The organism is Vibrio alginolyticus NBRC 15630 = ATCC 17749 (genome assembly GCF_000354175.2).
GTDB classification, from domain to species: domain Bacteria; phylum Pseudomonadota; class Gammaproteobacteria; order Enterobacterales; family Vibrionaceae; genus Vibrio; species Vibrio alginolyticus.
Genome location: NC_022359.1, coordinates 84,510 through 98,448, shown reverse-complemented (window position 1 = coordinate 98,448; position 13,939 = coordinate 84,510). Strand labels below are relative to the sequence as shown.

12 protein-coding genes are annotated in these 13,939 nt (G+C 43.4%); 8 read left to right on the top strand and 4 right to left on the bottom strand.

Annotation, left to right across the window (positions count from 1 at the left end):
• Positions 1–6: 6 nt before the first annotated feature.
• A complete protein-coding gene (locus tag N646_RS15755) occupies positions 7–963 on the bottom strand; it encodes an AAA family ATPase (RefSeq protein WP_017821860.1) in 957 nt (318 codons plus the stop codon).
• 310 nt (positions 964–1,273) lie between these two features.
• On the opposite strand from N646_RS15755, the gene N646_RS15750 reads away from it, so the two are divergent.
• The 8 genes from N646_RS15750 (at position 1,274) to N646_RS15715 (ending at position 10,173) form a co-directional block, all read left to right on the top strand.
• Positions 1,274–3,190, top strand: coding sequence for a methyl-accepting chemotaxis protein (locus N646_RS15750; RefSeq protein WP_017821859.1), 1,917 nt, complete (start codon positions 1,274–1,276; stop codon positions 3,188–3,190).
• A gap of 56 nt (positions 3,191–3,246) precedes the next feature.
• Positions 3,247–3,447, top strand: a complete 201-nt coding sequence (locus N646_RS15745; RefSeq protein ID WP_005375165.1) for a restriction endonuclease subunit S domain-containing protein — start codon at positions 3,247–3,249, stop codon at positions 3,445–3,447.
• Between the two features lie 272 nt (positions 3,448–3,719).
• Entirely contained in the window at positions 3,720–4,361 is a 642-nt protein-coding gene (locus N646_RS15740; RefSeq protein WP_049812044.1) for a LuxR C-terminal-related transcriptional regulator, read from the top strand.
• A 228-nt stretch (positions 4,362–4,589) separates the two neighbouring features.
• Positions 4,590–5,246 (top strand): LuxR C-terminal-related transcriptional regulator, encoded by a 657-nt coding sequence (locus tag N646_RS15735; protein ID WP_031777174.1) that lies wholly within the window; start codon positions 4,590–4,592, stop codon positions 5,244–5,246.
• A 206-nt stretch (positions 5,247–5,452) separates the two neighbouring features.
• Entirely contained in the window at positions 5,453–6,043 is a 591-nt protein-coding gene (locus tag N646_RS15730) for a calcium-binding protein (protein ID WP_005375168.1), read from the top strand.
• A 152-nt stretch (positions 6,044–6,195) separates the two neighbouring features.
• Positions 6,196–7,914 (top strand): type I secretion system permease/ATPase, encoded by a 1,719-nt coding sequence (locus tag N646_RS15725; protein ID WP_017821856.1) that lies wholly within the window; start codon positions 6,196–6,198, stop codon positions 7,912–7,914.
• Positions 7,889–9,229, top strand: a complete 1,341-nt coding sequence (locus tag N646_RS15720; RefSeq protein ID WP_005383906.1) for an HlyD family type I secretion periplasmic adaptor subunit — start codon at positions 7,889–7,891, stop codon at positions 9,227–9,229. Before N646_RS15725 ends, N646_RS15720 begins: the two co-directional genes overlap by 26 nt.
• A 95-nt stretch (positions 9,230–9,324) precedes the next feature.
• On the top strand, positions 9,325–10,173 hold the full coding sequence (locus N646_RS15715) for a mechanosensitive ion channel family protein (RefSeq protein WP_005375171.1): 849 nt from the start codon (positions 9,325–9,327) through the stop codon (positions 10,171–10,173).
• Positions 10,174–10,268: 95 nt separating this feature from the next.
• Here N646_RS15715 and fhuB read toward each other — a convergent pair whose 3' ends face one another.
• The 3 genes from fhuB to N646_RS15700 are packed head-to-tail and all read right to left on the bottom strand — an operon-like array spanning position 10,269 to position 13,938.
• Positions 10,269–12,236, bottom strand: a complete 1,968-nt coding sequence (fhuB, locus tag N646_RS15710; RefSeq protein WP_017821855.1) for a Fe(3+)-hydroxamate ABC transporter permease FhuB — start codon at positions 12,234–12,236, stop codon at positions 10,269–10,271.
• The gene (locus N646_RS15705) at positions 12,233–13,162 is read right to left on the bottom strand and encodes an iron-siderophore ABC transporter substrate-binding protein (RefSeq protein ID WP_017635312.1); all 930 of its coding nucleotides are present in this window, start codon (positions 13,160–13,162) and stop codon (positions 12,233–12,235) included. Before N646_RS15705 ends, fhuB begins: the two co-directional genes overlap by 4 nt.
• A complete protein-coding gene (locus N646_RS15700) occupies positions 13,153–13,938 on the bottom strand; it encodes an ABC transporter ATP-binding protein (protein WP_017821854.1) in 786 nt (261 codons plus the stop codon). Before N646_RS15700 ends, N646_RS15705 begins: the two co-directional genes overlap by 10 nt.
• Between the last annotated feature and the right edge of the window lies 1 nt (position 13,939).

The following is a 13,939-nucleotide window of genomic DNA, read 5'->3' as shown; positions in this document are numbered from 1 at the left end:
ACTCGTTTATGCACTGCCAACAAGGTTTAGCAGTTTATCGATGACCTGGTTTGCCGTAATGCCTTCAGCTTGAGCGTGGTAACTCAACAATAAACGGTGGCGCAGTACCGGATAAGCCATGGTTTGAACATCTTCCGGAGAGACAAAATCACGACCAGCAAGCCAAGCGTGCGCACGTGCACAGCGATCAAGAGCGATGGTAGCACGCGGACTCACACCCATTGACAACCATTTGTCCAACTCAGTGTCATATTTGTTGGCTTGACGTGTCGCCATAACTAAACGGACGATGTACTGCTCTATCGTTTCTGCCATATGAATATCCAACACTTCTTTACGTGCGGTGAATATATCGTGTTGGCTTAACATTGGGCGTTCAACCTTTGCTTCGCCTTTTGCTTCTCCGCGGTTAATACGCAAGATAGACAGCTCATGCTCCGCATCTGGGTATTCCACTTCTAAATGCAATAAAAAGCGGTCTAGCTGCGCTTCAGGAAGGGGGTAGGTCCCTTCTTGCTCTATCGGGTTTTGAGTTGCCATAACCAAAAACAACTCTGGCAGCGGGTAGGTATGACGACCTGCTGTGACTTGTTTCTCTGCCATTGCTTCAAGCATTGCCGCTTGTACTTTGGCTGGCGCACGGTTTATCTCATCCGCAAGAATAAGCGAGTTGAAGATAGGACCTGATTGGAAAGTGAATTCTCCGGTTTCGGGACGGAAGATATCGGTGCCGGTTAAATCGGCTGGCAGCAAATCAGGGGTGAACTGAATGCGGTGGAAGTCGCCTTCAACACAGTCTGAGAGTGATTTTACTGCACGGGTTTTTGCTAACCCAGGAGGGCCTTCAACTAAAATATGCCCATCCGCAAGAAGCGCAACAAGCAGTTGCTTTACCAGATCTTGCTGTCCGATGATCTGCGACTCTAAGTATTGCTGAAGAGTTTCGAAGTTAGATTTATGCATGCTTTGGACTCTCGGTATCCATATGATTTTCGTGTTGAGTATTGGTCATTTTCCATGTGAAAAAAGTTCCAACGCTCTATTGCAATTTATCTTTTCAATATTGGGACGCTACAGAGAATTGCAAGTACGTGCTATCTCTGAAAGTGCTTATTTGACAGTGTGTTACATTTATTTTTCATAATATAATGAGAAATGCCTCTAGTTTTGTACATATGAGCCGATAAAGATTCCGTGGTGTGCGTGTCATGAGATATGCACCTGATTCCCCTTGTGGGGCCAATAACAAGTGATTCTTTTAAAAGGTCCGAATATGTTGAAACTTCATTCCTTGAGCATCAAACAGAAGGTTGTACTTGGCATTACGTTTGCTGTTCTAGCATCAACAATCATTGTTGGTGTTATGGCTCAGCGTCATGCGAGAGATGTATTGAGCCATCGTCTTATTGACATCGAGCTACCTGCGATGTTGCAGCAAATCAATACCGAAATTGACCGCGAAGTTGTCGAAATGCAACAAGCGGCAAAACAGCTGGCTACAAACGAATTTATTGTTGAAGCCCTATCTAATACAGACCGTGATCCGTCAGTAGAAGTTCAGTTGGTTCAGCAGCTCAATAACGTTAAATCACAGTATGGTCTTAATGATGCGTCGGTAGCGAATCGTCAAACGGCATATTACTGGAATCAAAACGGATTCTTACGTCAACTTAACCGAACGCAAGATGCTTGGTTCTTTGGATTTACGTCGTCTGGTCAAGAAACGTCCGTGAGTGTGTTCCAAGAGGCAAATGGCGAAGTGAAAATGTTTGCCAATTTCCAAGATCTTAATGGTACATCAATGTCAGGTCTCTCTAAATCTATGGGAGATATGGTTGCTTTGCTCAATGGGTTTAAAATTGAAGATACGGGTTACGTGTTCCTCACTAATGAACAAGGCCAGATTCAAATACACCGCCAACAAGGTAAGAACCAAACTTCTATCACTAAACTATTTGGTAGTGACGCAAGTGCGCTGTTGAACAAAAATAGCTTCAACCTAATTAATGTGGAGTTTGAAGGGCAGGATACTTTTGTTTCTAGTTTGTATGTTCCTTCAATGAACTGGTTTGTTATTGGCGTGGTTCCCGTTGATGAAGTATTCGCTGACCTGAATGCGACAGCTAAAAAAATGCTGTTTACGACCATCATTGTTGCCGTTGTATTCATCCTCATGGGCGTATGGTTAGCAAACAGCATTACGAAACCAATCCGACTGATTGCCGATCGTTTTACCGACCTTGGGCAAGGTGAAGGCGATTTGGCGCAGCGTATTGAAATTAAGGGTAATGATGAAATTGCTCAGCTTTCAAAAGGCTTTAATGGATTTATTGAGAAGATTCATGCCACGATGAAAGAGGTTGCTTTAACCAGTGGCTCATTAAGTCAAGCGGCAGAAAGTGTGTCAACGAAAGCAACATCCACACACGACAACAGCCAAGAGCAGCGTGATCAAACCATTCAAGTAGTTGCAGCTATCAACCAAATGGGTGCGACCATCAGTGAAATTGCATCGAACGCTGCTACCGCTGCTGATACGGCAAATCAGGCTTCAGATAACACTCAAACTGGTCGAGAAGTTGTGATGAAAGCAAAAGAGGTGATCAGCCGCCTAGCCGATGATGTTGAAACAACCAATATTGTTGTTACGCAGTTGGCATCGACAACCAAAGATATTGGCTCGATTCTGGGTGTAATTCGTGACATCTCTGAGCAAACGAATTTACTTGCGCTAAACGCTGCAATTGAGGCTGCTCGTGCTGGTGAGCAGGGACGTGGTTTTGCGGTTGTTGCTGATGAGGTAAGAAACCTAGCTTCACGCACGGCTGATTCTACAGAAGAGATTCAGCGCATGATCAATCAGCTTCAAAGTGACGCACAAGACGCGGTAAGTGCTATGGAAGCGGGCAAAGCGGTCACCATAGAAGGGGTTACTTCTACCGATGAAGCAGTCGAGGTATTAATCAGTATTTCTGAACGAATCACCGACATCTCTGATCGTAATACACAGGTTGCAACGGCGACGGAAGAGCAATCCACGGTGGTGCATACCATTAATCAAAATATCGAAGAAATCAACGCGATAAATGAAATGACAACCGCGACAGCAGAAGAGTTGGCGGATGCAAGTCGCGATCTTCAAGCGCTCTCTTCTCGTTTGGACAAGATGGTTGGTAGCTTCAAGTTATAGAGTTGGATAGAATAGGCGAAGTTTAAAAGTTCAATCATTAATTTTAGGTAAGTACTATGAATGACTTCGAAAAAGAACTAGAGCAAATTTCTCAAGAAACCGCTCAGGAGCCAGAAGTAAAACTGCCGTCGCTAGAAGAGCAAAAAGCGATCGTCGCTGAGCTGAAAAAGCTGGAAGCGGAAGGTAAGCTGACGCCAGAAGTGTTAGAACAACACTTTGGTAAGTTTAACCAAAAAAACGCAGTTCCAATCCACTAAGTTAGGTGGTGTTTTGCCTCTAACGTGCGTGATTAAATCACCTGCTCAAACACAAAAAGGGAGTTTATACTCCCTTTTTTAATGTCTGAAAAATGCTAATACCTCTCATATACTTGCCACTTAAAAATTATTGACACTTCAATGAGTTATTAATTAGTACTAGTGATTTTCATACTTGACAATACTACCGCTCTATCTAAATCTATTGCGTATTTCAATAAAAACGACCAAGGGAATGCGATCAGGATGGAGCAGCAAAAAAAAGAAACGTTATTTTAATCACGGAGGGAAGTCTACAGTCATCTCTGTTGAAAGATGTATTGGAGACCAAACTCGGTATTAGTGTTGCTCTAATCACGCCAGATAATCTGATTCACGGAGTGTTACATGAATCTCTTGCATCAGCCATTATTGTTGATTGCAGCGTGATCACGGATGAAATTTTTCGCCGTTATGCGGAGTTTAAAGCGGCCAAGCAGAAAGACACGCTTGAAATCTTAATTAATTGTGAGCAATCCATATCGACAGAAGATCTCTTTGCTTGGCGTACTTTGGCCGGTATTTTCTATACCTCTGATGATATAAAAACGTTGCAAGTTGGTATTGGTAAGGTGCTTCAAGGAGATATGTGGTTCAGCCGTAAGTTTTCTCAGCAGTACATTACTTACCTTCGTCGACATTGCAAACCTATAAATAAGAATGTTTCCGCTATTCTGACCAAACGAGAGCAACAAATAATTACCTTTCTTTCCATGGGGGCGTCCAATCAACAAATCGCCGAACAATTATTTGTCAGCGAGAATACGGTAAAAACGCATTTACATAATATTTTCAAGAAGATTGATGTGAAAAATAGAGTTCAAGCACTTATTTGGGCAAAGGAAAATATTTCAGACAACTCGTTAACGGTGTAATGCTATTGCAATATTAGGTTGCCTAATTTAGTAAACTCTTAATAATTTCTGTGACCTTAATGTGTTAAAAGTGTTTCTTTTATGAGAAACACTTTTTTTGATTCTCTTTTTAATAACTTTAGAATTTAAAAAAGTAGCAAATAACTTTACTCTGTGAACTAGCACTTACATATCAAACTAAGTGCTGACGATTAACTACTAATTTAAGAATGTTAAGTCACTGAAAGTATGAGAAACATTATGGAACAGTATATGGAAAAGCCTGAAATCCTAATGCTCACTCAACAAAGTTTACAGAGTGAAAACTTTAAGGAAATGCTTTCTAAAAATACAGAAACTAAAATAACGATCATTGATACTAAAAACCCTAGCTATCATGAACTCATTCCGGAACGCTACTTTTTGCTTGTTGATTTTTCAGTTGAGATTCCTTCCGAAACTTTAGTTTATTTAAAAGATAGTAATAAAGTGCTAGGAACCATAATGCTTAATCTAGGTTATGACTTAGACACAGAAGAACTCGCTTCTTGGCCTCATGTAAAAGGTATATTTGGTCCAGGAGATTCAATGGACAAGGTTTGTCAGGGATTAAAAGCAATAATAAAAGGGGATAATTGGCTGTCTCGAAGATTACTTGATCAGCTAGTAAATTATTATCGAGGCAGAGAAGTAAATAGCATTATCGAACCTGCTATTGAGGTTGAGCTTACTCGGCGTGAAGTTCAGGTTTTAAAAATGTTGAAAGAAGGTGGTTCAAATATGGAAATCGCTGATTCTTTATTTATCAGCGAGCATACTATTAAATCACATCTATACAATATTTTTAGAAAGTTAGAAGTAAAGAACCGTACGCAAGCTACAAGTTGGGCTAAGAGAAACCTGTAGTACTAGTATTAACTTGCTGTAATAAAAAGAAAATACTCTATAAAGTACTAAATTTTATATTTATTATTAAAATGTCAGTCTGAAATATCATCCCATATTCAAACTTATTCCTATTCAGTTGACTATTAGACTTCTCATGTCGTGACGAATCTAGTCAGACGTGGAACAGAAGGTCTATTCAATTAATAAGCTAAGAGGGAATAAAAATGAGCGCAAGTGACAATGACACGTATTTAGGCGATGCAGGTGTAAATAACCAATTTGCTGATTTCGATGGCGGCGATGATTTGTTTATCGGTTTTGGTGGTAATGACTCGTTTGTTGGCGGTGGCGGTAATGATTATGTGATCGGCGGCGACGGCGACGATCGCCTAACTGGTGGTGCTGGAGATGACATCCTTAGGGCTGGTACAGGAAACGACTACCTCGGCGGTGGTACCGGTAATGACTTGCTGTTGGGTTTGTTGGGTGACAATAAATTAAATGGTGGTGTCGGTGAAGATATTCTTGTTGCTGGTTCTGGTGACAACGTTTTAGTTGGCGGCAGCAATGGCGATAAGTTTGTGTTCACGGATAAGTTTGGTGGCCATGGCGAAGCCAAAGTTGTTGATTTCACCATTGGTGAAGACTCTTTGCACATCATTAGCGACTCTGTCACTGACTTTGGTGATTTAAGCTTTAGCTACGATGCAGTTGGGAATGCAGTGTTTACCGATGGGGCTGATCTAACAGTGAAACTTATTGGCGTGACTGAAACTGACATCAACACCTATGGTGCAGATCTGTTCGTAATCTAAACGACTGAAAATAACTCTGGATGGGAATTAGTTTGCGTGGCTCTGCCATGCTGAGGTGCACTAATCGGACACTCTAGAGCGATTTGAGGTTACCTTAAGCTAGGCGCTAGTATTTCTGGCGCCTACAATTTTCACGTTAAACGGAAGTAGTCGTGCAAAAAACGGTTTTCAAAGAAGTGAAACAAAAACTATGCACGCTTGCGGGCTTGCTGATCGTTTTTAGCCTTTTTATCAACTTATTGGTTCTCTCGATTCCGTTGTACATGCTTCAAGTGTACAACCGAGTGATATCTTCCTACTCAACCGATACTTTATTCTTGCTCACTGTCATCGTAATTGTTGCGCTGTTAACCATGTCCATCATCGACATTGCACGAGCACAAATGAGTAAATCTTTTGGTTATTGGATGGACACAAAACTCTCCGCTTTCATGCTCAAGCGCACGATTCAATATCAATCACATACTGGGAAGAGTTATACCTCGCAAACTCTGAGAGACATTCAGAACATCAAAAGCTTTTTGAGCAGTCAAGCACCTTATCCACTGTTGGATGCGCCCTGGACACCGCTATTTATTTTATTTGTGTATTTATTGCACCCGATACTAGGTCACATCGCGTTACTTGGATCTATCGTATTGTTTAGCCTAGGTCTACTTAATGAGCTAATGACGCGTAAAACAATGCAAGAGAGCGAAGTCAGAGCGATTTCTCATATCAACAACGCAGAATTAGCCACGCAAAACTCCAATTCAATTCTCGCAATGGGGATGATGAATGCATTTTTAGAGAAGTGGCAGTCGCGCGTGAGCGAAGTGAATGTGCTTGAAGAGCGAGTTGCAGGTAAGTCTATCTACATGGCTAACTTTTCTAAGTTTGTGCGTGGCTCATTACAGATATTTTTACTGGGAGGTGGTGCATGGTTAGTTATCCAACATGAGATAACGGCAGGGGCGATGATCGCGAGCTCCATATTAATGAGTCGGGCATTATCGCCGATGGAGCAGGCGATAGGCACGTGGCGAAGCGCGATGTCTGCTAAAGGCGCCTATAAAAGGTTGAAAGAAATCGATGCGATCGTGCGCCAAGATGAATCAGATATGCCACTGCCTAAACCAAAAGGACACTATGAGCTTACCGGACTGGCCTATCGCCATCCTGGAGCAACCGAACCAGTGCTCTCATCGATCAGCTTATCGATTCCTCCGGGTGTTGCTGTTGGGGTGATTGGCCCTTCTGGTACGGGTAAATCGACGTTTGCTCGGCTGTTATTAGGTACGGTTAAGCCATTAGCGGGTAAAGTGACTCTTGATGGAATGGAAGTCTCCGTATGGGCATCTGAAGATCGCGGCGTGCATTTTGGGTATCTCGCTCAAGAGGTGGAGTTATTTCCTGGCACAATTCGAGAGAACATCGCGCGCTTTAAAGAAGAAGACCCCGCTAAAGTCATCAAGGCGGCTCAACTAGCAGGATGTCATGAATTAATACTCAAGAAAAACAAAGGCTATGATTGCATTATTGGTGAAAATGGCCGTGGTTTATCTGGGGGGGAAAGGCAGAGAATCGCTCTTGCAAGAGCCGTTTATGGCGACCCATCTATTGTGATTTTCGATGAAGCGAATGCCAACCTCGATGGTGAGGGAGAGGCTGCGTATCAACGTTTGATTGCCCATTTAAAAGCACAGAGTACAACGATTATCGTCATTGCCCACAATCCGAGTACGTTACGACAAATGGATAGGCTGTTGTATTTGGCTGACGGCCGAGTCAAGTTATACGGCGCTAAAGATGAAGTATTAAAACGTTTGATGGGCGAAGACAGAACAGATATCCCAAGGGTAAGAAATGAGCAATCAACTGCCAACCGTTAATCAGAGTTCTACCGAGATCGTATACCGTTTTAGCCCCAAAGCGAGACTAAGCTTTCGAAAACCAATTTTACTTGGTGTGGTGACCTTAAGTGTTTTTCTTGGAGGCCTTGGCTACTGGGCTGCAACAGCCAAATTAGAAAGTGCAGCGATTGCTTATGGTGATTTGTCTGTTCTCACTAAGCGACAAGAAATTCAGCATTTAGAAGGCGGTATTATTGAAAAGCTATATGTACAGGAAGGGGATTTAGTCGAAAAAGGTCAGTTATTAATTCAACTTTCTAAGCGTCAAGCTATGGCTAAGTTGGATTCGTTAAGTGGTCGTTTTATCCATACTCTAGCAAAGGAAAACCGTTTAAGTGCGGAGCTTGATGAGCTTCCAACGATTGTATGGTCTGATGATCTTGAAAGCATTCCCCGTGTCGATATCGTACAAGAAGCACAACTGGTTCAAAACAAGATCTTTGAAGCGAGAAAGCGATTCTTTGATAGTAAACTGAGTATCATTGAGCAGAGTATTTCTGGAGCAAACTTAGAGCTTGAAAACCTTCAGCAAACCAAAGTGATTGAGACGGAACGGCTCAACTTTATTGCTGAAGAAATAGACAGCAACCAAGCCTTGGTGCAAAAAGGTTTCTCGGGAAAATCTACTTTACTTCAACTCAAGCGCTTAGCAGCGGAGGTGAGAAGTACCTTAAGCCAGTTAGATAGGCAGTCGCTCACCGTTAGAAAAAGGTTAGATGAGAACCTAGCTCAAATTGAAGAGTTGAAGCTTGAAAGGCTGAATGAGATTGTCGAGGAACTACGAAATACCAAAACGGAAATTGTCGCAATTCGGGAAGAATATCGCTCCGCTCAAGATATTGTCGCAAGAACAACGATCAACGCACCTATTTCTGGTCGCGTAGTCAACATGCAAGTGTTTACCGAAAAAGGTGTGATTGGCTCGGGTGAAACGTTACTAGAACTGGTCCCGCAAGACGATAAGTTGTTAGTCGAGGCTCGTGTTAATCCTCAGGATATTGATTTAGTGAATCCAGGCCAGCAAGCGCATGTTCGTCTGACCGCTCTGAATGCACGGACGTTGGCACCTTTAGACGGTACTGTGCTGACGATTTCTGCCGATAAGCTCTCGCAAGAAAACCAAGAAGATTTTTATCTCGCTAGAATTGCAATTTCACCGGAAGATGTGACAAAACATCGTTTAACCTCAGGCATGAATGCCGAAGTGCTTATTTTATCTGAGCCACGAACGCCATTGAGCTACCTAATAAAGCCAATTACAGAAAGCATGAATCGCGCCTTCAGAGAGGAGTAATTTCAAAAAGACTTGAGTGAGCACGGACAACAGACAAAATAATTTGTTATCGTTAGCTGTTACTGGGCCGTATTTTTATTCGAGGGAGCCGTGGAATGGAGAAAGTGCAGTTAGTTGTCGATTTTCTTCTCACTCATAAATTGATTTTTACCGCACTGATCTTTGCGATTATGTGGTTAATTCGTCGTGCAATTTTATCGATGATTCGTGGTGATCACGCTTTTCTCTCAGAAGATCAGCGTAGTTGGATGTCCAGAACTAAAAATGGCACCTTTGCTGTTACATTACTGATTTTATTTATTTTATGGCAATCAGAAATTAACGAGTTTGCTCTGAGTGTAACGGCGATTGCCGTTGCCATTGTAGTGGCATCCAAAGAAATCATTTTGTGTTTTACGGGTTCGATTCAAAGAGCAAGTTCACGTTCTTTTCGCGTTGGGGACTGGATTGAGGTCGGGAAGTTATGCGGTGAAGTGATTGAGCACAATATGATGGCGACGGTGATTCAAGAGATCGACCTGCATCACGGGCAATATCATTACACCGGCAAAACAGCGACATTGCCTAATAGTATGTTCTTTACCTATCCAGTAAAGAACCTCAACTTCATGAAGCGGTACGTTTACCACAACTTTTCTGTAGTGGTGAAAGACTTCGTCAATTTGTATCCACTGTTACCGATTTTAACTGATAAAATTGAAGAACATTGCAGTTACTTTGCTGATGTTGCACATCGTTACAATGCGATGATTGAAAAACATGCCGGTGTTGACCTTCCTGGTTCTGAGCCACATATGCATATTTCTAGTAACATTAATGGTGAACAAATTCTGCACGTGATGATTTTCTGCCCAACCGATAAAGCGAACCACTTAGAGCACTTAATTCGTAAGGACTTTATGGAACTTTATGAGCAACGTTTTCCTGTAGTGCGAGAAGAATAGAGCATCGTACTTCGCCTTTAATTTCAAACCCCGCTATCAAAATAGCGGGGTTTGTTTTTCTTAGCGTATTTTTAGGCTGTAACAATATTCCCAACTTAGCTGAATTTACTCTTCAGCATTAAAAATAGGAAGTAAGTGCTGCCTATAATAGCGACCAACGTGCCAGCTGCGACCTGACTTGGATAAATAGCGATTTGTCCTAGCCAATCTGCCCACAACATTAGGGTTGCGCCAATTAAGGCACCGACACACAGTTGCTCTTTCACTTTTCTTGCTCCTAACATCATCGCCATATGGGGAGCTACCAAGCCAACAAAAGATATTGGACCAACTGTAGCGGTAGAAAAGGCGCATAACAAAGCAACGATGGTGAGCATAAGCGTATTGGCTACGGTAGGGTTAAGCCCTCGTGCATTTGAGAATTGTCGCCCGATGGAAATTAGTGTTAGCCAACGAGAAATCGAGAATACAGCGGCAAGCAGAACTATTATGGCCAAAAATAGCATCAGTGCGGTGTCGGCTGTGACTCGATAAATAGAACCAGTTAGCCACAATAAAATTTTGTAACTGTCACCAGAACCTTGAGCTAGCGAAAATTGAACGAGGGCTTCTAATAGTGCCGTTAGTGCGATGCCGGACAACACGAAGTTAGATGGATTAAAATGGCTTCGTTTACCGATAATCAGCAATAACATCAATACGGACATACTTCCGAAAAAAGCGATACCCCAGCTAAATGCGGAGAGAAGCGACCCAGCGATGACTCCTGTCGTTATAATGGCAAACGTGGCTCCGGAAGACACACCGAGAATATCGGGACTTGCCAGAGGGTTATAAACAATGCGTTGCAAAATGATTCCGGCAACGGATAGCGCAATACCGACAGAAAGTGCGGTTAACATTCGCGGCCAACGCAATTGCCATTGGAACTCACCTGGCACAGACCATTGAATTCCGTTTATACCATGGGTAACGAATGAGTAAGCTAGAATCCCAACCAGACTGAATAGCGCAATGCTGCATACCGCGCGTTTAGAAAGCGCCGTTTTTCCTTGGCTCATTGAAAGGTTAAGTTGATCGGTTGCCGTCAGCTTTTTACGAGTAAACCAAATTAAAGCGGGAGCGCCAATAGCTGCAGCCGCTACACCGCTAGGAATGGTTTCCTCTAACCATAAGCTCAGCGAGATAGCGGCAGAGTCTGTGATGATTAGTAGCATTGCGCCCAAAAGCATGCTGCTGATCAATTCGTCGCGCGGTGTTCTTGCCCCCATCGCTCTGGCAATATTGGGTGTCAGTAATCCGATGAAGCTGATAATACCAACTGCGGTGATGGAGGCAGATACCAGCCAAATACCCATCACCATTAACGCACCAAACGCGGGTAATACCGCTAAGCCTCGGGCTGCTGCGCCTTCTTGTCCTAGTTTCATTAAGGTCAGAATACGTGGTGCGACGATCAAAATTACGATTGCGATAGCGCAGCGAGGCAATAACCACTCAAACCAATCCCAGCTGTATTGAGAGAGGTCTCCTGCTCCCCACATAAAAATATTCTGTGCGAACTGGGCGTTTAAAATAATAATGGCTGTGGCGATAGAACCGAGCAAGATATTGATCACCATCCCCGAAACGACCAACGGCAAACCTGTCATATTACGCACACCGGCAATTGATACGATCAGGCCAAACGCCACTAAAGCCCCAAACATTGCGGCTAATGCAGAGTAATCGGCGACCCAATCGACGAACCAAATGTTTACCACGACTAATGCAAGCCAAGCACCAGAAGAGGTGCCAAGAGTCAACGGCGAGGTGAGGTTATTCTGCGTTAATTGCTGCATTAAGCTGCCGGTGAGACCAAACATGGCACCAACAAGCAGGGTCATACTTAACCTAGGAAGTTGCGCTTGCGTAAAGAATACATCACGAAACTCGGTTGCTACCTCTGGTTTTGTTAATAATTGCCATTGTTCGAAAAGTGATAAATTAGTATCAATTTGTAGGCTAAAGACGCTAAGTAACGTAATCAGCGCCAGATAACCAATATAATGTTTCGTTCTCATTGTTCTGGTGCCAACTCTATTAGACTGTCGGTAATCGCTTCAGCGGTGTATTGCAAAGACATGGCACCGCCATACGCCCACACTGCTCTGACTGAATTTACCCGCTGCTTTTTCACAAACGGCATCGCTTGCCAAAGTGGCGACTCTTTCAGTTTTCGTTCTTCTGGGAAAGGTTGTACGTAGAGAACGTAGCTGTTTTGAAGGCCCTGAAGCCGATTGATTCGATCTTGCTTTACTCCCCACGCTCGTGGGTCCTCTTTAATTGGAGCCTGTAATCCCAGTTTTCTAACCACGTAGTCAGTGGTGGAGTTTTCGGTTGCAAGTAATACAGTATTCGGAGTTGAAAATCGCATCACAAGAACGCTGAGTGGAGAAGAGTAATAGTGGCGAATTCGCTGGCGCATCTGCGCAAATGAAGCATCTAATTCTGCCAGTTTCTGTTCAGCAAGTGCCTCTTTATTGAATAGCTTGCTGAGCGTACGAAAGTGACGAATGGCCGTTTCAGCTGCGGCCTCATTTTCAGAAAAATTAGGTAAATAGATTACCGGAGCAATTTGTTTGAGTAACGGAATCAAGTCTTGCTGTGGAGACGCAGCAAGGATGACATCTGGTTTCAAACTGGCTATTTTTTCTAAGTTGGGTTCTGCTCGGGTTCCAATATCTTCAATTGACTCTGGTGCAGTTGGATTGACGACCCATTGGCGGTAGCCTGGTAAATTTGGGGCTGCGATTGGTTCTACGTTTAGCGCCAAAACTTGTTCTAAGATGTCCCAGTTTAAGGCTACAACGCGTTGAGGCGCTTGCTCAAAACTATGCTCGCCATATTCATCGGTAACGGTGATGACTGCATGTGCATTGGTCATAAAAAATGCGAGGAGAAAAGCAGATTGTGTAACCACAGTAAGTAAACGAGCTATTATGCGCATACAACAGCCACCTTTTGGCTCGCTAATGTGTTAGCCGGGCTTGGGTGTTCAATCAGCTTAATTGGTGACTCATATAGTTTAGAAAGGCGTGCCTCGTCTAACAACATGTCGGCGTTGCCTTCAAAGGCAATCTTACCTTTTTTGAGCGCAACAATGTGGGTGGCGTAGCGCAGTGCTAAGTTCAGATCGTGCAGGATCACGATAATGCCTACATTCTCGGTTCGATTCAGTTCTGCCAGCAGCGCCATTAGTTGAAACTGATGGTGAACATCGAGCGCCGAGGTTGGCTCATCGAGAATTAAAATTGGCGATTGTTGAGCCAGTAGCATAGACACCCAAGCACGTTGGCGCTCGCCGCCCGATAAGTCATCCGCCAAAGCTTGAGCAAAAGGTGTAACCCCTGTTCGTTCCATAGCCTGCGTGATGATCTGTTTGTCTTCAGCTTTCCAACGACCAAGTGCCCCACGCCACGGAAAGCGACCTAAGCGCACTAGCTCTTCTACCGTTAAACCAGCCGAAGAGGGCAGCTTTTGTGGCAAATAGGCGATCTGTTTTGCCAACTCTTTGGTTTTGAGTGATGAAAGGGAAGTATCGTTTAGTGTTACCGTGCCTTTATCTGGTGGCATTTGACCAGAAAGCAGGTTCACCAGTGTCGACTTACCTGAACCGTTATGGCCTAAAACGACCGTTAGCTCATTTGTTGGGATGTTAAGTTGTTCGATGCCGAGGATCTGACGTCCACCTCGCACGATCTGAATATTAGACAGTTGAAACATG

Excerpts from the sequence above, each read along its gene's own strand:
- N646_RS15755 (WP_017821860.1), bottom strand. The coding sequence starts at position 963 with ATGCATAAATCTAACTTCGAAACTCTTCAGCAATACTTAGAGTCGCAG.
- N646_RS15750 (WP_017821859.1), top strand. The coding sequence starts at position 1,274 with ATGTTGAAACTTCATTCCTTGAGCATCAAACAGAAGGTTGTACTTGGC.
- N646_RS15745 (WP_005375165.1), top strand. The coding sequence starts at position 3,247 with ATGAATGACTTCGAAAAAGAACTAGAGCAAATTTCTCAAGAAACCGCT.
- N646_RS15735 (WP_031777174.1), top strand. The coding sequence starts at position 4,590 with ATGAGAAACATTATGGAACAGTATATGGAAAAGCCTGAAATCCTAATG.
- N646_RS15730 (WP_005375168.1), top strand. The coding sequence starts at position 5,453 with ATGAGCGCAAGTGACAATGACACGTATTTAGGCGATGCAGGTGTAAAT.
- N646_RS15720 (WP_005383906.1), top strand. The coding sequence starts at position 7,889 with ATGAGCAATCAACTGCCAACCGTTAATCAGAGTTCTACCGAGATCGTA.
- N646_RS15715 (WP_005375171.1), top strand. The coding sequence starts at position 9,325 with ATGGAGAAAGTGCAGTTAGTTGTCGATTTTCTTCTCACTCATAAATTG.
- fhuB (WP_017821855.1), bottom strand. The coding sequence starts at position 12,236 with ATGAGAACGAAACATTATATTGGTTATCTGGCGCTGATTACGTTACTT.
- N646_RS15705 (WP_017635312.1), bottom strand. The coding sequence starts at position 13,162 with ATGCGCATAATAGCTCGTTTACTTACTGTGGTTACACAATCTGCTTTT.
- N646_RS15700 (WP_017821854.1), bottom strand. The coding sequence starts at position 13,938 with ATGTTTCAACTGTCTAATATTCAGATCGTGCGAGGTGGACGTCAGATC.